Source organism: Pseudomonas sp. FG6 (genome assembly GCF_057809015.1).
In genome coordinates, this window is record NZ_JBMDJD010000010.1 from 67513 (window position 1) to 86838 (window position 19326).

The following is a 19326-nucleotide window of genomic DNA, read 5'->3' on the forward strand; positions in this document are numbered from 1 at the left end:
TCAATTCTCCAGGATGTCGAGCAGGCCCAGGGGCAGTGGCACGTCCATCAGCTTGTCGAACAGCAGGTAAAGACCGATGGCCATCAGGCTGATGATCACGACGCTGGGGACCCAGCGCCCGCCATACAGCCGTGCCATCGGTACACCGATAAGGATGCTGGACAGGATGAAGCCCAAGGGCTCGAAGGCACCGGCGAAGATCAGCAGCAGCACGATGCAGAGGCCGATCTTGTGCAGGGTTTCGCGGTCCAGTTGCGGGTCTTCATCGCTGTGCACGATGGGGACGGGACGGAACACCATGTACAGCAGTGCCAGGGACATCAGCCCGAGCATCAACAAGGGAAACGCGCGCGGGCCGACCGGCTCATAGGAAAAGGCGGCCTGATAAGGCCAGGCCATCAGCGCCAGCCCTAGGCAGACCAGCAGCAGTATCGAGGCGAAAATGCGTTGGAGAGTGAGCATGACTAACTCCTGGACGGCGCCGCAATCAGGTCGGCGCCGTCGCGAGAACAGAGACGGTTACTGGATCAGGCCGAACTCTTTGGCCAGTACCTTGTAGTCGGCGACCTGCTTCTTCACGTAGGTGTCCAGCTCCGGGCCGGTCATGGCGAACGGGAACAGTTCGCGCTGGTCACGCAGCTTGGCGAACTCTTCGGAAGCCAGCAGTTTGTCGAAGGCGTCTTTCCACCAGGCGTAGTCTTCGTCGCTGACCTTTGGCCCGAGGTAGAAGCCGCGAACCACGGGCCAGACGATGTCGTAGCCCTGTTCCTTGGCAGTCGGGATGTCTTTCATTTCCGGCTCGTCGATACGCTTCTCGGCGAACACGGCGAGCAGGCGCATGTCACCGCTCTGAATGTGGGGCATGGAGTCGGAAATGTCTGTACTGCCTACCTGGATGTGTCCACCGAGCAGGGCAGTGGCGATCTCGCCGCCGCCTTCGAGGGCCACGTAGCGCAAGTCCCTTGGGTTGATGCCGGCGGCTTTGGCGATGAGGGCGGTCTGCATCCAGTCCTGGCTGCCCACGGTGCCGCCGGAGCCGATCACCACCGAGCCGGGATCTTTCTTCAGCGCCTGGACCAGGTCGTCGAGGGTCTTGTAGGGCGAATCGCTCTTCACGGCGATGGCGCCGTAGCTGGTGCCGACCGCGGCCAGCCAGCGCACTGCGCTTTCATCGAAACGACCGAACTTGCCCTGGGCCAGGTTCAACAGTGAGCCACTGGACCAGGCCACCAACGTACCGGCATCGGCAGGACGCTGGGCAACCACTGCGTTGTAGGCCACCGCGCCGACCCCGCCCGGCATGTAGGTGACGCGCATCGGTTTGGTCAGCAGCTTCTGGTTGACCAGCGCGCTCTGGGCCAGTTTGCACGTCAGGTCGAAACCGCCTCCAGGGGAGGCTGGGGCGATGCATTCCGGACGCTTGGGCTCTTTGGCTGGATCAGCGGCGAGCAATTGCCCGGCGAACATCAGGCAACCAGCGGCCAGGGCTACTTTGCGCAGTGATAGGTTCATGATTGTCTCCACAGGAAATTGTTGTTGTGTGTGGTGAAAACGGGTTGTTGACAGGTACGCGTGCTCATCGCCGATGGCGGGCGAAAATCGTTGCCAGGTTCGAAGGCGCGACGGCAGTGGGGGAAGCGGTGAGGATAAGCAGGCGCTGGGCCGGGGGCTGCATGGACAGCATGATAGGACTCCGCGTTGTTTTTCTTATAAGTCGAAAACACATCAGGGTGTTTTTCGTGCGTGACAGGCAGTCAAAACTGTCCGTGAGAGGACTCTAATGGCCTAACCTTTCGCTAACCTTTCAATGGCTTTCAGAGCGTTTTCGGGCTTCACAGTGACGGATGCGGCTGTAAACTCCGCGCCAAAGAATGGCGCCGGCCATCCCTGAATCGAGGAAAAACCCATGCGTGTCCTGCTCGTCGAAGACCATCTGCAGCTCGCTGAAAGTGTCGCCCAGGCGCTCAAGAGCGCGGGTTTGACCGTGGATGTGCTGCACGATGGGGTGGCCGCCGACCTGGCCCTGAGCAGCGAAGAGTATGCCGTGGCGGTGCTCGATGTCGGGTTGCCGCGCATGGATGGTTTCGAGGTACTGGCCCGGTTGCGTGCTCGCGGCAAGACGCTGCCAGTGCTGATGCTGACCGCTCGCGGCGACGTCAAGGACCGGGTCCACGGGCTGAACCTGGGCGCCGACGATTATCTGGCCAAGCCGTTCGAACTGACGGAGCTCGAAGCCCGGGTCAAGGCCCTGCTGCGCCGTAGCGTGCTGGGCGGCGAGCGTCAGCAGCGTTGTGGTGGGTTGGTGTATGACCTCGATACCCGCCGCTTTACCCTCGACGATGAACTGCTGACCCTGACATCCCGCGAGCAAGCCGTGCTGGAAGCGCTGATCGCTCGGCCCGGGCGGGTGATGAGCAAGGAACAGCTGGCGGCCCACGTGTTCGGCCTGGATGAAGAGGCCAGCCCCGATGCCATCGAAATCTATGTCCACCGCCTGCGCAAGAAGCTCGACGGTCATGCCGTGGCCATCGTGACGTTCCGCGGCCTGGGCTATCTGCTGGAAAGTCGTGATGCATAAGCCCGACAGTTTGCGCTGGCGGTTGCTGCGTAACCTGGCGCTGTTGCTGGTGGTGCTGATGATTGCCAGTGGCTTGAGCGCCTACTGGAATGGTCGCGAGGCCGCGGACACCGCTTACGACCGAACCCTGCTGGCTTCGGCCAGGACCATCGCCGCCGGTCTTTCGCAACGCGACGGCAGCCTCAGCGCGGACGTGCCATATGTGGCCTTGGATACCTTCGCCTACGACAGTGCCGGCCGTATCTATTACCAGGTCAATGACATCAACAAGCAGTTGATTTCCGGCTACGAGAACCTTCCTGGCCCGCCACCCGGCACGCCGCGCACGGACGATTACCCGGCCTTGGCGCGTTTCTATAATGCGCGCTACCAGGGGCAGGACGTACGGGTGGTGAGCCTGCTCAAGCCAGTGAGCGAGCCGAACATGAACGGCATGGCGGAAATTCGCGTGGCGGAAACCGAAGAGGCGCGGGTCCGCATGGCCCGCAGCCTGATGGCCGACACCCTGCTGCGCCTGGGCATGCTGGCAGTGGGGGCCTTGTTGCTGGTGTGGTTCGCGGTCAGCGCCGCACTGCGACCGCTGGAGCGGTTACGCACTGCGGTGGAGGAGCGTCAGTCGGACGATTTGCGCGCCTTGCCGCTGGTGGAAGTGCAGCATGAACTCTGGCCGCTGGTGCGCGCACTCAATCATTTCACTGAGCGCCTGCGCGTGCAGTTCGAGCGCCAGGCGCAGTTCATTGCCGATGCGGCCCATGAGTTGCGCACGCCCCTGGCTGCGCTCAAGGCCCGCCTTGAGCTGGGCTTGCGCGCCAGCGAGCCGGCGGTCTGGCGGGAGACCCTGGAAACGGCGGCCCAGGGGACGGACCGACTGACCCACCTGGCCAACCAATTGTTGTCCATGGCACGTGTGGAAAACGGTGCCCGGGCCATCGCCGAGGGCGGTGCGCAGTTGCTCGATCTGAGCCGGTTGGCCCGGGAACTGGGCATGGCCATGGCCCCGCTAGCTCATGCGCGGGGCGTGGCGCTGGCCCTGGAGGCTGACGAACCGGTCTGGCTGCGGGGTGAGCCGACCTTGTTGAACGAACTGCTGAGCAATCTGGTGGACAACGCCTTGGCCCACACGCCTTCGGGAGGCAATGTGATCCTGCGGGTCTGTGCGCCGGCGGTGCTGGAAGTCGAAGACGACGGGCCCGGCATTCCGTTGCATGAGCGGGACCGGGTATTCGAACGCTTTTATCGACGCAACCAGCAAGTGGCCGGTTCCGGGCTGGGGTTGGCGATCGTCGGTGAGATCTGCCGTGCGCACCTGGCCGAGATCAGCCTGCACGACGGGCAAGAACGTGGGTTGAAGGTGCGGGTGAGCTTTATCCCTAGCTCAGACTGACTTGTGGGAGCAAGGCTTGCCCGCGATGGCAGCGATGCGGTCTTTGGCGAGACCGAGGCGCCTGTTTCGCGAGCAAGCTTTGCTCCCACAAGTCCTTGAGCCAAAGGTGGATGCCCGGCTCAAGTTCATGGGCATTTAATAGAACATCGACCGCGCTTCTTCGATATCCGCGCACCGATCCTTGTTGTCCGGGTCGATGCCCAGCTTCCTGAAGGCCGGCACGGCGAACACGTCGACCCGGCTCAAGGGGTGGTCAGTGTCCTTGTAGCAAAGCAGCGCAGCGACCTGCACCAGGTCGACATAATCGAGTTGCTTCGAATCCCGGGTCAAATCCTGATACAGCCCCGGGAGCTTCACCAGCCGTTCCGGAAACTCCCAGACGCTGAGCAATTTGTCGCCGAGTACTGGATGGATCGTTTCGATGACATGGTTGAGGCTGATGGGGTCCGACAGCAATTCATTGTTGTCTTGTGCGTACGTCAGGATCGGCAGCACGCCGATCTGGTGCACCAGCCCGCCCAGCGCGGCCTGGTCGGGCTTGAGTTGCGTATAGCCACGGCACAGCGCGTAGCTGACGCCGGCGATCTCCAGGCTTTTGCGCCAGACGTCGCGCATCTTCTGTTCCACGACCTCGGAGCGGGCGTGGAAAATCTGCTCCATGACCAGGCCAATCGCCAGGTTGCTGCTGTAGTTGACCCCCAGTCGGGTAATCGCCGTGTGCAGGTCCGTGACTTCCTGGGTGGCGCGCAACGAGGGGCTGTTGACCACTTTTATCAGGCGAGCCGACAGCGCCGTGTCCCGGCCGATGACTTTGCTCAGGTTGCTGACACTGATTTCCGGGTCTTCGGCGGCCCGGCGAATCTGCAGGGCCACTTCCGGCAACGTTGGTAGGACCAGGTCATCGTTATCGATGGCCTCCACCAAATCCCGTTGGACCTTCTCCGCCAAATCGCTCATTTACATTCTCTAGGGTGTAGCAATAAATGCTGCGATCAACGCTGGATTTCGCGGTCGCGGTCCAGTTCGTAAGGCAGTTCCAGCAGTTGCAAGGCCGGGCCTTCCAAGGTGCCGAGGTGCACGTCGCCATCTTCCGCCGCCTCGGCCTGCAACACCGCCAGCAGTTCGATGTGCGGTTCGGCGCGGGCTGCAATCACCACTTCGCCGATGGAACTGGCGTGGGTGGGGGAAAACAGGGCGGTGCCGGGTTCCGGCAGTTCACTGGCATCCAGTTGCAGGCGATAAAGACGTCGCTTGAGTTTACCCAGGTACTGCATGCGGGCGACAATTTCCTGGCCGGTGTAGCAGCCTTTCTTGAAGCTTACGCCACCGACGGCTTGCAGGTTGAGCATCTGCGGGATGAACAGTTCGCGCGTGGCTGGCATGACCTGGCCGATCCCTGCACGGATCTGGCCGAGCAGCCACGGGCTCAGGTCCTTCTCTGCGAGGTCGGCGCGCAGCTGGTTCTTCAACGTATCGGCCTGGTCGGCGGGCGCCCACAGTTCGGCGCGGCCAGGGGAAACGCGAATGGCGATCAAGGCTTGATGCCGTACCACGCTGTCGGCATCGCCCGGCAGCTCAAGGCCCAGGCCGAGCAGCGCCTTGTCGGCGTTTTCCAGGCCGAAACGAACCCAGGCGGCGCTTTCATCGGTGAGCTTGGACTTGGAGAACACGGCGTATTTCTTCAGGTCCGCCAATTGCGGCTCAAGCAGGGGGCTGGCCATGGCCATCAACACGCCGTCGCCTTCGAGCAGGATGCGGAAGCTCGATTGCATCCGTCCTTTCTGGGTGCAGCGGGCACCGAGGCTGGCCTGGCTGTCGCTCAGGTAGTTGAGGTTGCAGGTCAATTGACCTTGCAGGAATTTGCCGGCATCCACGCCGCGGACTGCAAGAACGCCTTCGTGGGACAGGGTGCAGAAAAAAGCGGAATCAGCCATGGGTCATCGCAGGATAAAAAGTCTGGAGGACATCATAAGGGCGCGCCCTTGAAATGGGTAGTTCACAAAGGATCGATGATGACCGAACAAAGCGGTCTGTTGCGCTGCGGCTGGGGCTGTATACTTGCGCTCTATTTGAGGAGCGCTCCATGGTCGAAGACGTTGAACTGAATCGCCTCTACTGGCACAGCCGCCGCGGCATGCTTGAGCTGGACGTGTTGCTGGTGCCGTTCGTGAGGGAGGTCTACCCCCATCTGAATGAAGTGGACCGTGCGTGCTACGTGCGCCTGCTTGAATGCGAAGACCAGGACATGTTCGGCTGGTTCATGGAGCGCAGCGAATCCGAAGACCCTGAGCTGCAGCGCATGGTCCGGATGATCCTGGACCGTGTCCAACCCAAGTAATCGCTTCGAATGCCGCTGGCAAGCCTCCGGGCAACTGCTGGCGGCCTATCTCCTGACCCAGGGGTTCGCCCTGGTGGCGTTGCTGGCGCTAGCTGTTCCTTCCTGGCTGACCGCGCTGGGCATTGTCCTGTGCCTGGCCCATGGCGCCTGGACGATACCGCGACAGATATTGCTGACCCATCGCCAGGCGTTCTGCGGGTTGCGTCGCGATGCCAGCGGCTGGCAGCTCTTCAGCCACGCGGGCGGCTGGCAAGCGGTGCAGTTGCGCCCTGACAGCCTGGCGCTGCCCTTGATCATCGTATTGCGCTTTCGCCTGTCCGGTGAGCGACGGGTCCGCTCGCTGTGCGTGCCCCGCGACGCGCTGGCGCCGGATATTCACCGGCGCCTGCGGGTGCGGCTCAGGTTCAGCCGGCGTAGGTGGGCGGCACCAGAATAGTGTCGAGCGCCTCGGGCAGCAGGCCAGGATAGTCGAGGGTGTAATGCAGGCCCCGGCTTTCCTTGCGCTCCATGGCTGAGCGGATCATCAGTTCGGCCACCTGCGCCAGGTTGCGCAGCTCGATCAGGTCGCGGCTGACCTTGTAGTTGCTGTAGAACTCAACCGAAGAGGCTTTAACCCAATGAGATCAGGGGTTCCAGCCGATGCGTTACAAATCAAAGCCCGCTTCTGTAAAAGTTCTGTTAGAAACTCCTCTTGCGAAGCCGTGGCACTATCGCCGCTCTGGGGTCTATTACCTTCGGATTAGACCGCAAGGATCCGCAGAATCCTGCACACTTTCCCTCCGCACCAACGACAGATCGATTGCAATGTCCTCAAGTAAACAGCTCCTGACGACCCTACGCGCCTTTCATCTCGAAAATCCTGATTCAGAATGGGGAGCGCTCCGGGATTATCTGCGGGAGATCGCTGAGACCATCTTGGCTACTCCTACTGAATGGGATTTGATGGATTGCATGGGACTGGTCTATTCCGATCTTCGAGAAGACCTCCACCGACTGGCGGTTACCCAACCGCTTACCGTTCCGCAGGCGAAGGCCGTGACTTTAGGGCAGAAGATCATGCAGGCTGCTGAAGCACGTGTAGGAGGAGACCCCAGGGCGCTTGTAAGCGTAATTGAAGGCATCGATCGAGAGGCAGCCCGTGAAGCCGCTGGCAGTGTCTCGGCGTCACTATCTGTAGGAGCCACTCCGGGTCAGTTACCGGTGACGTTCGACTACCTTGCGAGCCTTTACATAGCCGAGCAGGCAACTAATGTCGAAGCGAGCACTATGCGAGACATTCGGTCTACCTGTGCTGGCCTTGGCGAGGCGCTGGGCGATCTTGATCTCCGCCGCCACACGCGGGAGGACCTTGTGAGTCTGAAGGCGGCTCTCCTTGAAGGCAGAAGAGCATCCACCGTCAATAAATACCTCACACGTCTGTCCTCCATTCTTAGCTGGGCATCCAACAACGGCTATATAGAACGATCGTTTGATAAGGGGCTGAAGATCACAAAGGGTGCCGACAGCGCCCGAGCAGCTTTCTCTCAGGAGCAGGTCCACGCGGTAATGAAGTACGCCAACAGTCTGGATAGCCGGTCATGGGAGCGCTGGGGGTTGTCTCTGGGCGCGATCACTGGCGCCCGGATTGCCGAGGTACGTCAGTTAATTAAGCGCGATGTGCGGCAAGTGGGGACGTCCTGGGTAATCGATATCAACGATAATGATGGGAAAAGCATTAAAAATCGCCATTCAGTCCGTATTGTTCCCCTTGTGGATGGGGCCTATGGGTTCGACCTCGAAGCGTTCCTTCAGTTTGTTGATGAGCTGCCTGAGGACGGGCCTTTATTTAATTTCAGTGCAGGATGGTTCTCCCAGGTCCTGAATGGCGCTCTAAGGGATGTTCTCAGGCTCGAAGCAGACGGAGACTTATCATTCCACTCTTTTCGGCATTCCCTGGCGTCCCTCCTGAAGTTTCAGGGCATTGCTGTTGGTATTGCGCAGAGCATCCTCGGTCATAGTTCGCAGTCAATTACCTTCGATCTTTATGGGGGAGGGGAGCAGGTCGGCTTGGAGCGACTGGTACAGGCTCTGGTTGCAGCCTACGGGAGCATCACTGAATGAACGCCTTTGTAACCGTAAGTGCCGAGGCCGCAAAGCTCCGCGCAAGTTTTGATGCTGAAGGAATGTCCAATCCCATAGGTATCTTTACCTGCCCACACTGCCACCAAGCAGCGGACATGGAGTATGGACTGACTTTTTTTGACTTCCCCAGTGGTCGGGACGGGAGGGGGCGCGCTAATTCCGTGGATGCCGCCAGATGCTTCCTATGCGGCGAGGTGTCCTATTGGCTAATGGTCGATTTCCACCTCCATAACGAGGGTGGAAGAGATTGGCGGGATTTCCCCAGGGTCTTGCTCTACCCTCTTGCCGAGCACTTGAGGGAGGCGAGGGCGCCACAGCCTGTTGATGCCCCTCAAGATCCAGAGGTCCTAACCTACAGCCGTCTCTCTGACCTTTATATGACCGAGCAGAAGGACAACTTTGCCGCTAAGTCCGTAAAGGACATCACCAGCTCCAACCGAGTGATAGCGAAGGCGCTAACCGATGAGCATGGCGTAGAGCTGAACCTCCTGAAGCACACAAGGGAAGACATGGTAAACCTCAAAGCTCGCCTCCTGGCTGATGGGCGTAAGCCTTTGACGGTGAACAAACTACTAACTCGTCTCTCTACGGTCCTGACCTGGGCGACCAACAACGGCTACCTCGACAGGACATTCAATAAGGGCCTGAAGATCACCAAGGGCGCTGAGAGTGGCCGTAAGGCGTTCACAGTTGACCAGATCCAGAAGGTAATGGACGAGATGGCTCGCCTGCCCGAGGACAACTGGAAGCGCTGGGCTATGTCCCTCGGGGTTATCACAGGGGCGCGCATAGGGGAAATCTACCAGCTCACTCGGGAGGACATCCGTAGGATTGGGGACATTACCGTCATTGACTTGAATGAAGGTGATGGGAAGACCCTAAAGAACAAACACTCACGCCGCCTCGTGCCTCTCGTGGATGGGGCCTATGGGTTTGACCTTGAGGCATTCCTTCGGTACGTGGACGGATGTGAAGGACGATTGTTTGACCGCGTAGCTCATAACTTCACTCGGGTCCTCAATGAAACCCTAAGGGACATCGGACAGCACGACTCGGGGGAAGGCTTGACGTACCACTCACTACGTCACTCCCTCGCTGGCTTGTTGAAAGCCAACGCGGTTCCTGTAGGGATAGCCCAGGACATCCTCGGTCACAGCTCCCAGACGATCACCTTTGACCTATACGGTGGTGATCAACGACTGGCGTTGGGGACGCTTGAGGCTGCTTTAGAGCACGTCTTTCGGGTCGCTGCCTCATGAGCCTGATAACCACAGGCACCAGACTACTCTCACTGATTGATGCCCTTGTCAAAGTCGTCTCGCTCCTATTGGTGCTTTTCCTGATTGCTCTGATGGTCCTCGGGGCTCCTATGACGATGATCGGAGGGGGCGCGATGTTAACTCTGGTAATCAATTGGCCGCTGATGGGGTACAGGCGAAAGAAACAACAGATGAGCCGTTTGGGTGGGGAGTGAACACATGGATATTCTCCACGGGATCAGGAAAACCTCACCGTTTACAGTCTGCTGGTTTCTCTTCTATGTCATGGTTGGGGCTGGCTTCCTCGTCCCTGATGAGTTGCTCAAGTGGCTCACATACGTCATGGCAGCACCGGGTGCGATCCTATTGGTAGCCATATCGTTCGTCCTGCTGGTGTGTCTGGTTGAACTGGGGTTGAAGTTAGTCTTGGTTGTGTTCAAAAGGCTGACTGCACCGTCGAGCTGAATCTGGGGATGTTCAAAAGGGTGTCTCAATTCGGGACACCTGCCCATGACCCAGAAAGCAACTACTACTGCTCGGTCGATCAAGTTCTACTGTACGGTCCCTCAGTCAGAGGCACCAAAGTCCACCTTCCACACCCCGAGCGGTAATGAAGTTCTGACCTATAGCATTGACACCGGGGCCTCGGGGACGCTTACCGTTAACCTGGGCAGCTTGATCTACATCTACAAGCTGTCCGATATCGTGGGCCGTATCGAGGTGGCGGTATGAAGTTTGTAAAGCAAAGTTTCATGGGGATCGAACTGGATATTCTGACCGGGCATCCCGAGCATGACATCCTGTTCGTTGCTACTCAGGTCGCACGGGCCGCAGGGTTGAAAGACCCGAGTACAGCTGTGTTCGCTCAAGCCAAGAAGACCTCGGGAATTCGTTTCGCATCTCTCGGTAATCTCCCGAGGGACGGCCATATGGTGAAGTCGAATTCTTGGCTCTTCACTGAGTCCGCCACCTACCAAATGCTCCTCCGGGGCCACGCTCCGCAGTCCGAGCCATTCCGTAAGTGGGTCACCGAAGAGGTCCTCCCTGCGATCCGCAAGACCGGCTCTTATAACGTCAACGAAAGCGAGACACCCGAAGCCCTTCAGTTTTCCGGGGAGTTCGCAGCATTGCACCAAGCTCTCGCAGAGCTGACCGGGGAGGTCCGAAGCCTCAAGGATGTCATAGTAGGTCTCCAAAACTCCTCGCTCAAAGCGGCCCCAGAGTCCAGTCCATACGAGGGGCAGGCAGCGGTCGCGGTGTGTGACCCTGCGGGCTTCCAAAAGCGCCTCTATGTCGAACTGGCCGAGCCATACCTTGACCAGATTGCGTCCGAGCGGGTCATGAAGCGCGCCCTGGTTCAAATGGACCTCAACTTGATCCGGCTGTGGAAGGAGGAAGACGGTCGGCAACTTGGCAAAAACCCTCACTGGTATCGGAACCAGCGCCCCAGGAGGTGAACCATGCAGCAACAATTGAACGGCTACGACAAGATCAAGGCCGAGGGTGGACCGTATGACTCGCTCATTCAGGCCGCCTCGGAGCAGCAAGGGGTTCCTTACGACCTCCTGCACAAGCAAATTTTCCTGGAGTCGTCCTTTAATGCCAAGGCGGTGAGCCCCACCGGCCCTCGTGGTCTCGCACAGATGACCCGAGCCACTGGCTTGGCCTATGGCCTGGAGCGGGATGAGGACTTCTTCGATCCCGTTAAGTCCATTGACGCTGCCGCTCGGCACATGAAGGACAACATCAAGATGGCCGGGGGCGACCAGCTCAAGGCCCTCCTGATGTACAACCAAGGGGCAGGACCCAAAGGTTCTCCCCAGCTCCAAGCGTATGACCGTGGGGACTTCTCCGGGGTCAGCGAGGAGGGCTTGAACTACATGCGCAAGCTCATGGACGTTACCAACACCGGCAAGAGAGCCGAGCTGGATGGTTTCGTAAAGCCAGCAAGCGGGTTTGAGGCTCCCGCTGGACTGGAGGCCCAACCTAAGGCCACTCCGGGCAACGCACCGGACACCTATGCCTCCTTCGGTTTTCAGGGCAAGGACATTGCACCTAAAGCCCCGACCTTTGCCCAGGAGCTGTTCGCTACCACAGGCAAGACCGAAGAGACCGACCCGGAGGGTTTGTTCTACAAGCTCGGGGAAACAGCCGATGATGCTCTTCAGAACTCCCAGATTGGCGTAATGCTCCGAGCGGCCTCCCAAGGCGCCCAGGATGCAGACTTCATGTCGGCCTACCAGATGGTGAAGGATGTGTTTAACGATCCTTTCCAGGGTGGCCGACTGGAGCGCTGGGAGGAGTCCGACTACGAGAACCTCAGGAACTCGAAGCTCGACCCGCAGTTCTACGATGTGGTCCTCCGTGGCCGCAAGCAGGACTTCGACAGTAACGTAGCGTTGGCCCTGCGGAACCAGGAGCTGTCCGCACAAGCTGAAGGTGCCGGTATCGGGTCCCAGCTCTTGGGTGGTGCCGCTGGCATTCCCCTCGACCCTTGGACCTACGTGTCCCCTGGCCGGGCCGCTGCGGGTGGTCTCGGGGCGCGCTTGGCTGGCGGTGCGTTGGCCGGTGGAGCCTTGGGTGGTCTTTCGGAACACGGAGCCGCCAAGGCTTCTGGCCGGGAGGAGAGCCTGGGGATGGCTATTGCCGGGGGCGCTGCGTTCGGGGGAGTCCTCAATGGACTCCTTGGGGCTCGCCCTGCGCGGAACTCCTGGGACGGCCCTGCGCCTCTTGAGGGTGAGCTTCTGGGCCCTGAAGGTGGGCCCACAGGCCTCGCCCAGGATCTTCCTCGACTGGAGGTGGACTCGCTGGAGGGGATGCTTGGTCAAGCTCAGTTACCCAGTCCTGATGCCCCACTCAAGGGATCCATTAGACGCCTTCAGATGCGTGAGGCTGCGCGCTTGGCGGATCGCGATGATCCCTCCGGGATGCCCTTCAGGGACGGCGACGAGATCAAGGAGAGCCCGGCAGGGCGCTACATGGATGTTCCTTTCGATCCCGAGGCTGCCCGCACTGCTGAAGGTTCGATCCTGAGTGGTGGCAACCCGATCAACCCCAAGACCTTGGAGACTTTCAAGGACCTCGACCCGTTCGGTAACAGGGCAAACCCTGGGTTCAAGCTGGGTGGTGAAACGGAGATCGGATTCAAGCTGGCGTACTCTGACAACCCAGAGATCCGTGGTCTGGCCTATGACCTCTTCAGGTCCACCACCGGCTACCAGACTGGCTCTAACGGTAAGTTCGGGGCGACCGCTTCGGACATCGTTGAACGCCTTCGGTCGCAGGACAACGTGGCCCACAATACGTTTTCTGATCGGTTCGATGAGATCCTGAAGGATCCCTACTGGCGCGCCCAGGATGGGACATCTGCTGGTAAGCGGGAAACCGCAAGCCGTCGCATCGTGGAGGCCATGGAATCAGGCGACACGAGCAAGGTCAAGTTGACCCCTGCGGAGACGCAGTTACTCAACGAGCTGCGGGACCACATGTCGCAGAAGTGGGACTACATCGAGAACCCTGGGCAGTTCGGCAACATGAACGCCAAGAGTCTCCTCGAAGAAACCCGACACGCTGGCTCCTACTACCCACAACGCTACAGCACCGCAGCGAAGCAGGAGATGATCCGGCGCCTGGGCAGCGGGGAGGCCCTCCAAGAAGCGATCACGAGGTCCTGGCTGGCAAGCTACATGAAGCGCCCGGAGGTCCGTGCTCGGGTCGATAAGCTGATCCAAGAGCGCGCAGGGGAAACCCCAATGACACCTGAGGCCATCCATGAGGCTGTCGCCAAGTACGCTAACGATAAGGCCTACGGTATCGCTCAGACCGAGCAGTTCAACCGAAGCTCCCTATTGGACGAACACTTGGACGACGGGGTTGGCATTGAGAACAACGACTACCTCGAAGCTCGGAACCTGTTCGATTCGGACGTGGAGATCAACCTCCCGGATGGCTCTTTGTTCTCCGTGAACGATCTTCGTGAGTTCGACGTCATGCGGGTGGTCCCTCAGTATGACCGCAGGGTTAACGGCGACGTGGCCTTGATGGGCGGCACTGGGAAGACCACGAAGCAGATCAAGGACATGGCTACCAAGATACGGGGCAAAGGCGAGTCGCTCGACTCAGATTTAGCGATCGAATCTAACGCCCTCATGGAAGCCCTGAAGATGTTCACGGGGCGGGCCCGTAGAGATCCTGATGACGCTTGGGCGACCGCTGCACGCTCCCTGAATGACATCGGGTTCACCACGAAGAACGCCTACATGGGCCTTCAGAACTTCACCGAGGCTGCCAGTATCATCGTCAAGGGCCACCAGAAGATGCTCCTAAAGGGTATCCCTGTGCTCAAACGCTGGACGACCGCCAAGGAGAAGCTGGAGCCTGAAGACATCAAGCAGATGCATGGCTTGATCTTTGGGCGGGAGCTGGATGACATCTTGCGCCCAACCCGTCAGGACATCGTGGACCGCCTTCGGCAGACCAGCAGTCTTGAAGTGTCCCAGGTAGCAGGGTCCATCAAGTGGGCGACCGGTGAGCTGTCTGCAAGGTCCCCATTTACTTGGCTCCTGCGAGAGTCCGGTAACTACATTCTGGACGCTGGACGCCAGGGCCTGATGGTTGACCTCATCGACCACACCTTGAACAAGACGGCCTCAACCCTGTACAGCCCTGAGCGGCTCCGTTCGGCCTCCATCACCCCTGAGCAATTCAAGGGGATTCAGGCGCTCATCAAGAAGCACTTCAGGCAGGACCCAGAGTCCGGCAAGTGGCGCATTGAGAACGCCGAGAAGATGGCTGCTGATACCCGCTCTATGGACCTGTGGCGTCTTGGGGATCGGATCGCTGATGAAACCATGCTGCGTCCCCACAAGATGTCCTCGGCCTCTATGAAGGCGGGGAGCGCCTATTGGGACATGGCTCTTCAGTTCAAACGGTTCGTCCTAAGGTCCCTGAACTCCCGAGTCATTCGCGGCTGGGCAGAGGCTACCCGCAATGGGCAGGCTCTCGATCAGGGGCTTCAGGTCCTCGTTTCCCTCGGGTTGGCTACTGGTTTCTATGCGGCCTCCACGCAGCTCAAGGCGCTATCAATGCCCGACCGGGCTCGCAAGGAGTACCTGGATAAAGCGATGACCCCTGGAATGCTGGCTTATGCAGGGATCTCCCGCAGCTCCCACGTAGGTGCCCCTCTTGGCGTCCTCAACTTCTTCACGGCGCCGTTTGGCTACGATCAGGCCGCCATGGTGCGCACCTCGATCCTGCCCCGTGAGCCCAAGGAGAAGCAGAGTGACAAGCCAATCAAGTTCAGTCCCCTCCAGTCGGACCTCATGACCGGCTTCATGGGCCGTGTAGGCGAACAGATCCCGGCTGCGGGTGTGGTTGGGTACGGTGCTCAGGCTGCCAATGGGGCAATCCATTTGCTCCGGGGAGATCGCCGGGATGACCTTCAGGGCCACCGGACAGGCATGTACAACGCTCTCAAGCAGTTCGTTCCCAACGATCCTGCCACTCAGTTCCTCATGCAGAAACTGGCTGAGTCCCAAGGTGTGGAGATCAAGCGCTAAAAACCCTCACTTAAAGGGAAGGGGGCCTAAAGTTTACTTCTTAAAGTCCTCTTCCCTGCTTTCTTCAGGTCGTTGCCGATGATGGTCTGTTCATCCGTGTACCGATCATCATCGTTAATCAACCTCGTTACCCGTCGCTGGGTGTATCAACCACACAGTCTTTCCGATTGCTCCTTGTGCTGATTGCCAATCCCGTTGTCGTGGGACTGTGTGCTGGCTATTGGGAGCGAACGCGGGGAGCAATCGAAAGGAAAAACGACATATGGATACTGATTGTATGGATGCTGAACAGTCCGATCATCTACCTATCATTATTGAGGGACACGTTTTTAAACCAGACTTGGAGGGTCTCTGGTCCCTCAATGAAATACACAGGGGGTTGGCCCTTCCGGAGTCAAAAGCTCCTTCTGAGTGGAACAACTCCGTGTCCAACGAACTGACAGCATCCGGAAATTTCCGGAAGGTTGATAAGGTCGGTTCCTTTGCTGATGAGCTTGGCACCATTGCCTATGCCATGTGGGTCTCAACCGATTTCTATCTGATGGTGGCTCGTGCTTTTGTTGTCATGCGCAATGACGCCATATTGTCCGCTCGCATGGCCTCCCTTGCGTTGGTCGAGAAGGAGCGGTTACTGACCGACAATATGCCAAAGGCTGATGCTTTTATGCACAAGGCTGGGGCAATTGGTCTTTCGTGGTCGGAGGCATGTCGTGCTGCTGGTATCAGGTTTCCCAGGTTGGCCGTCGATTACCTTACGTTAATGGGCAAATTTACGAGGTATGTCTCTGGAACCTTGGAGCTACGTGAACGCCCCGTCCCTATGCCTAAGGGCTACCAGGGTGGCTACTTCAAGCGCTGTGAAACCTCTTTCGGAAACCGGGAAGGATTCCGAGTAACGCCGAAGGGACTGGTATGGCTACAAGGGAAGGCACTGAAGATCAACGAAGCCACTTATGGCATGAAGCGCCGGAACCGTGAAGCTGCAAGACGCCGCGCTGCCAAGTGAGTCTTCGCACCTCAGAAGCAGCAACTGGAGATACCTTTCGATGCTCTAAGGTCCTATAAGGTCTTGGGGCATTCTTTTGGAATACCTGACTAATTTAGTATGCTTTATGGTGGCGACACCCCAGCTCAATAGGCATCGTTGAGAAAACACAGCAAAAATCCGAGACCTCATGTCAAGAAGGAACCCAGGCTGAGTCCCCCCCCTTGTGCCCGCCTCGATGAGGGGCCCGAAAGCCCTCTGGAATGGGCGTTACCGTTAGAAAGGTGTTCCAATGCTGTAAGAAATGCTGCTACGCTGAGCGCTCCTAATGTGCCTCTTCAGGTCGGGGTAAGGATCGTATCCTTCGCCTCGGGCAGCAGGCCAGGATAGTCGAGGGTGTAATGCAGGCCCCGGCTTTCCTTGCGCTCCATGGCTGAGCGGATCATCAGTTCGGCCACCTGCGCCAGGTTGCGCAGCTCGATCAGGTCGCGGCTGACCTTGTAGTTGCTGTAGAACTCATCGATTTCATCCAGCAGCAGGCGCACCCGGTGTTCGGCCCGTTGCAGGCGCTTGTTGGTGCGCACGATGCCGACGTAGTCCCACATGAAGCGCCGCAGTTCGTCCCAGTTGTGCGCAATGATCACGTCTTCGTCCGAATCGGTGACCTGGCTGGCGTCCCAGCAGGGCAGGGCGGTGGGAATACTGACCTGCGGCAATTGCTCCAGGATGTCCGCCGCCGCCGACCGGGCATAGACGAAACATTCCAGCAATGAGTTGCTGGCCATGCGGTTGGCACCGTGCAGGCCGGTGAAACTGGTTTCGCCGATCGCGTACAGGCCCGGCACGTCGGTACGACCCTGTTGGTCGACCATTACGCCGCCGCAGGTGTAATGCGCTGCTGGCACCACCGGAATCGGCTCTTGGGTAATGTCGATGGAAAATTCCAGGCAGCGTTCGTACACCGTCGGGAAATGGGTCTTGATGAAGGCCGCTGGCTTGTGGCTGATGTCCAGGTACACGCAATCGATGCCCAGGCGTTTCATTTCATGGTCGATGGCCCGGGCGACGATGTCTCGCGGCGCCAGCTCCGCCCGCGGGTCGAAGCGCGGCATGAAACGTTCGCCGTTGGGGAGCTTGAGGTGGGCGCCCTCGCCGCGCAGGGCCTCGGTCACCAGGAAACTCTTGGCCTGGGGATGGTAGAGACAGGTGGGGTGGAACTGATTGAATTCGAGGTTGGCCACCCGGCAGCCAGACCGCCAGGCCATGGCGATGCCGTCGCCGCAGGCGCCGTCGGGGTTACTGGTATAAAGGTAGACTTTCGCAGCCCCCCCGGAAGCCAGGATCACGAAGCGTGCGCCGTAGGTGTCGACCTCGCCGGTGCTGCGGTTGAGCACGTAGGCGCCAAGGCAGCGATCGCCGTCCAGGCCCAGGCGTTTTTCGGTGATCAGGTCGATGGCGACGCGCTGTTCCAGCAGCTCGATGTTGGGGCGCTTGCGGGCCTGGGCCAGCAACGTCTTGAATATCGCCGCGCCAGTGGCATCGGCGGCGTGGATGATGCGCCGATGGCTATGGCCGCCTTCGCGGGTCAGGTGAAACTCGAAGCCGCCGTCTTCCGTTGCGGATTGCTCGTCACGGGTAAACGGTACGCCCTGGTCGATCAGCCACTGGATGGCCTCCCGGCTGTGCTCGACGGTGAAGCGCACCGCTTGCTGATCGCACAAGCCACCGCCGGCATTGAGGGTGTCTTCGACATGGGATTCAATGGTGTCGGTGTCGTCCAGAACGGCCGCCACGCCGCCCTGGGCCCAGAAAGTCGAACCGTTGGCGAGGTCACCCTTGCTCAAAACGGCAATGCGCAGGTGCTCCGGCAAGGTCAGGGCAAGACTCAGTCCGGCGGCGCCGCTGCCGATGACCAGAACATCGTGTTGGAACTGTTGGCTCATTCGAATAGTTTCCGCTCAAGGCGACCCGGGTCGGGGTTGGCGCGTGATCACCGTTTCAACGGGGCACACAGCCATGCAGCCCACTAGTATATAGAGGGGGGGAGCGGCACAATAGCCGGGCGTTCATGGCAATGTGAAACCCACGTGACAGAAAAAGCGGGACGCTTCGTCGGATCACGATTTTGTCGGATAGGCGATGAGGCGGTCGTTTCGAAGACAAAAGACTGTGTATCTCGTCACGGTTGCTCAATATTCGTTTCGAAGAGCTGCAAGTGGCGGGAACTTTTGCCAAGCGCCTAGGTTCAATAGACGGTTGTCTGCAGAAGGGAGCAGAGTCGGGTTGGTGCAGGATTTCCGTTGGAAATCTGCCCGCAGGCCCGGTGACAGATTATTCGCGCGGCCGGGGAATCTCGTGCTGCGTTTTTCGTGCGTGCCAGGATCAGCGCGCGCCGGAAACTTGCTTGAAAGGGGGAGAACTTTTGCGAAAAGCCCGAGTCTATGTTTGCAAGCCCGGTCGTTTAGTACTGCAAGCCTCCTTCGAGCTTATCGAGGAGTGTTCATGCTAACCCAGGAAGAGGATCAGCAGCTGGTCGAGCGCGTTCAGCGCGGCGATAAGCGAGCGTTCGATCTGCTAGTGCTGAAATACCAGCACAAAATTCTCGGGTTGATCGTGCGTTTCGTGCACGACACCCATGAAGCCCAGGATGTTGCTCAGGAAGCCTTCATCAAGGCATTCCGGGCACTGGGGAATTTTCGCGGGGACAGCGCGTTTTACACGTGGCTTTACCGCATCGCCATTAACACGGCGAAAAATTATCTGGTTTCACGCGGCCGCCGGCCGCCGGATAGCGATGTGAGTTCGGAGGATGCAGAGTTCTACGATGGCGATCATGGCCTCAAGGACCTCGAGTCACCGGAACGCGCATTGCTGCGGGATGAGATCGAAGGCACTGTCCATCGCACCATCCAGCAATTGCCTGAAGATTTGCGTACGGCTTTAACTTTACGTGAGTTCGACGGTCTGAGTTACGAGGACATTGCGAGCGTCATGCAATGTCCGGTGGGTACCGTGCGCTCCCGGATCTTCCGCGCTCGGGAGGCCATCGACAAAGCCCTGCAACCGTTGTTGCAGGAAAACTAAAGACAGCGGCGATAGCCAA

General features: G+C 59.2%; 16 protein-coding genes and 1 pseudogene. 11 read left to right on the top strand and 6 right to left on the bottom strand.

The window, feature by feature from the left end:
- Window positions 1-462, bottom strand: a complete 462-nt coding sequence (locus ACODSJ_RS08820) for a tripartite tricarboxylate transporter TctB family protein (protein ID WP_489101353.1) — start codon at window positions 460-462, stop codon at window positions 1-3.
- Window positions 463-519: 57 nt separating this feature from the next.
- Entirely contained in the window at window positions 520-1512 is a 993-nt protein-coding gene (locus ACODSJ_RS08825) for a Bug family tripartite tricarboxylate transporter substrate binding protein (RefSeq protein WP_489101354.1), read from the bottom strand.
- Window positions 1513-1906: 394 nt separating this feature from the next.
- On the opposite strand from ACODSJ_RS08825, the gene ACODSJ_RS08830 reads away from it, so the two are divergent.
- Both ACODSJ_RS08830 and ACODSJ_RS08835 read left to right on the top strand, forming a co-directional pair.
- The gene (locus ACODSJ_RS08830; RefSeq protein ID WP_489101355.1) at window positions 1907-2578 is read left to right on the top strand and encodes a response regulator; all 672 of its coding nucleotides are present in this window, start codon (window positions 1907-1909) and stop codon (window positions 2576-2578) included.
- On the top strand, window positions 2571-3962 hold the full coding sequence (locus ACODSJ_RS08835; protein WP_489101356.1) for a sensor histidine kinase: 1392 nt from the start codon (window positions 2571-2573) through the stop codon (window positions 3960-3962). The genes ACODSJ_RS08830 and ACODSJ_RS08835 overlap by 8 nt, the downstream gene beginning before the upstream one ends.
- Window positions 3963-4097: 135 nt before the next feature.
- Here ACODSJ_RS08835 and ACODSJ_RS08840 read toward each other — a convergent pair whose 3' ends face one another.
- Both ACODSJ_RS08840 and ygfZ read right to left on the bottom strand, forming a co-directional pair.
- Entirely contained in the window at window positions 4098-4919 is an 822-nt protein-coding gene (locus tag ACODSJ_RS08840; protein WP_489101357.1) for an HDOD domain-containing protein, read from the bottom strand.
- A gap of 35 nt (window positions 4920-4954) precedes the next feature.
- Window positions 4955-5896, bottom strand: coding sequence for a CAF17-like 4Fe-4S cluster assembly/insertion protein YgfZ (gene ygfZ, locus ACODSJ_RS08845; protein ID WP_489101358.1), 942 nt, complete (start codon window positions 5894-5896; stop codon window positions 4955-4957).
- Window positions 5897-6045: 149 nt separating this feature from the next.
- On the opposite strand from ygfZ, the gene ACODSJ_RS08850 reads away from it, so the two are divergent.
- Window positions 6046-6300: an FAD assembly factor SdhE gene (locus ACODSJ_RS08850; protein ID WP_230153101.1), complete on the top strand. Its 255-nt coding sequence runs from the start codon at window positions 6046-6048 to the stop codon at window positions 6298-6300.
- Complete coding sequence (locus tag ACODSJ_RS08855; protein ID WP_489101359.1) at window positions 6284-6736, top strand: protein YgfX; 453 nt, start codon at window positions 6284-6286, stop codon at window positions 6734-6736. The genes ACODSJ_RS08850 and ACODSJ_RS08855 overlap by 17 nt, the downstream gene beginning before the upstream one ends.
- Here the strand turns inward: ACODSJ_RS08855 and ACODSJ_RS08860 are convergent.
- Window positions 6705-6896 (bottom strand): annotated as a pseudogene (locus tag ACODSJ_RS08860) (L-aspartate oxidase); the annotation flags it as partial. The gene ACODSJ_RS08855 and the pseudogene ACODSJ_RS08860 overlap by 32 nt on opposite strands.
- A 43-nt stretch (window positions 6897-6939) precedes the next feature.
- On the opposite strand from ACODSJ_RS08860, the gene ACODSJ_RS08865 reads away from it, so the two are divergent.
- The 6 genes from ACODSJ_RS08865 (at window position 6940) to ACODSJ_RS08890 (ending at window position 16244) form a co-directional block, all read left to right on the top strand.
- The gene (locus ACODSJ_RS08865) at window positions 6940-8400 is read left to right on the top strand and encodes a tyrosine-type recombinase/integrase (RefSeq protein WP_489101360.1); all 1461 of its coding nucleotides are present in this window, start codon (window positions 6940-6942) and stop codon (window positions 8398-8400) included.
- Window positions 8397-9680 carry a site-specific integrase gene (locus tag ACODSJ_RS08870; RefSeq protein ID WP_489101361.1) on the top strand — a complete coding sequence of 428 codons (1284 nt, stop codon included), beginning with the start codon at window positions 8397-8399 and terminating at the stop codon, window positions 9678-9680. Before ACODSJ_RS08865 ends, ACODSJ_RS08870 begins: the two co-directional genes overlap by 4 nt.
- Window positions 9681-9899: 219 nt before the next feature.
- Complete coding sequence (locus ACODSJ_RS08875) at window positions 9900-10145, top strand: hypothetical protein (protein WP_489101362.1); 246 nt, start codon at window positions 9900-9902, stop codon at window positions 10143-10145.
- 263 nt (window positions 10146-10408) lie between these two features.
- Complete coding sequence (locus ACODSJ_RS08880; RefSeq protein WP_489101363.1) at window positions 10409-11137, top strand: BRO-N domain-containing protein; 729 nt, start codon at window positions 10409-10411, stop codon at window positions 11135-11137.
- 3 nt (window positions 11138-11140) lie between these two features.
- Window positions 11141-15238 (top strand): transglycosylase SLT domain-containing protein, encoded by a 4098-nt coding sequence (locus ACODSJ_RS08885; protein WP_489101364.1) that lies wholly within the window; start codon window positions 11141-11143, stop codon window positions 15236-15238.
- Between the two features lie 424 nt (window positions 15239-15662).
- The gene (locus ACODSJ_RS08890) at window positions 15663-16244 is read left to right on the top strand and encodes a hypothetical protein (RefSeq protein WP_489101365.1); all 582 of its coding nucleotides are present in this window, start codon (window positions 15663-15665) and stop codon (window positions 16242-16244) included.
- Between the two features lie 317 nt (window positions 16245-16561).
- Here ACODSJ_RS08890 and nadB read toward each other — a convergent pair whose 3' ends face one another.
- Complete coding sequence (gene nadB, locus ACODSJ_RS08895) at window positions 16562-18166, bottom strand: L-aspartate oxidase (RefSeq protein WP_489101366.1); 1605 nt, start codon at window positions 18164-18166, stop codon at window positions 16562-16564.
- A 559-nt stretch (window positions 18167-18725) separates the two neighbouring features.
- Here nadB and rpoE point away from each other — a divergent pair.
- Window positions 18726-19307 carry an RNA polymerase sigma factor RpoE/AlgU gene (gene rpoE, locus ACODSJ_RS08900; RefSeq protein WP_085585129.1) on the top strand — a complete coding sequence of 194 codons (582 nt, stop codon included), beginning with the start codon at window positions 18726-18728 and terminating at the stop codon, window positions 19305-19307.
- Window positions 19308-19326: the final 19 nt, after the last annotated feature.

What these genes read in the sequence shown, in the direction of transcription:
- ACODSJ_RS08820 (WP_489101353.1), bottom strand. Translation starts at nt 462, where the DNA reads ATGCTCACTCTCCAACGCATTTTCGCCTCGATACTGCTGCTGGTCTGC.
- ACODSJ_RS08825 (WP_489101354.1), bottom strand. Translation starts at nt 1,512, where the DNA reads ATGAACCTATCACTGCGCAAAGTAGCCCTGGCCGCTGGTTGCCTGATG.
- ACODSJ_RS08830 (WP_489101355.1), top strand. Translation starts at nt 1,907, where the DNA reads ATGCGTGTCCTGCTCGTCGAAGACCATCTGCAGCTCGCTGAAAGTGTC.
- ACODSJ_RS08835 (WP_489101356.1), top strand. Translation starts at nt 2,571, where the DNA reads ATGCATAAGCCCGACAGTTTGCGCTGGCGGTTGCTGCGTAACCTGGCG.
- ACODSJ_RS08840 (WP_489101357.1), bottom strand. Translation starts at nt 4,919, where the DNA reads ATGAGCGATTTGGCGGAGAAGGTCCAACGGGATTTGGTGGAGGCCATC.
- ygfZ (WP_489101358.1), bottom strand. Translation starts at nt 5,896, where the DNA reads ATGGCTGATTCCGCTTTTTTCTGCACCCTGTCCCACGAAGGCGTTCTT.
- ACODSJ_RS08850 (WP_230153101.1), top strand. Translation starts at nt 6,046, where the DNA reads ATGGTCGAAGACGTTGAACTGAATCGCCTCTACTGGCACAGCCGCCGC.
- ACODSJ_RS08865 (WP_489101360.1), top strand. Translation starts at nt 6,940, where the DNA reads ATGCGTTACAAATCAAAGCCCGCTTCTGTAAAAGTTCTGTTAGAAACT.
- ACODSJ_RS08870 (WP_489101361.1), top strand. Translation starts at nt 8,397, where the DNA reads ATGAACGCCTTTGTAACCGTAAGTGCCGAGGCCGCAAAGCTCCGCGCA.
- ACODSJ_RS08875 (WP_489101362.1), top strand. Translation starts at nt 9,900, where the DNA reads ATGGATATTCTCCACGGGATCAGGAAAACCTCACCGTTTACAGTCTGC.
- ACODSJ_RS08880 (WP_489101363.1), top strand. Translation starts at nt 10,409, where the DNA reads ATGAAGTTTGTAAAGCAAAGTTTCATGGGGATCGAACTGGATATTCTG.
- ACODSJ_RS08885 (WP_489101364.1), top strand. Translation starts at nt 11,141, where the DNA reads ATGCAGCAACAATTGAACGGCTACGACAAGATCAAGGCCGAGGGTGGA.
- nadB (WP_489101366.1), bottom strand. Translation starts at nt 18,166, where the DNA reads ATGAGCCAACAGTTCCAACACGATGTTCTGGTCATCGGCAGCGGCGCC.
- rpoE (WP_085585129.1), top strand. Translation starts at nt 18,726, where the DNA reads ATGCTAACCCAGGAAGAGGATCAGCAGCTGGTCGAGCGCGTTCAGCGC.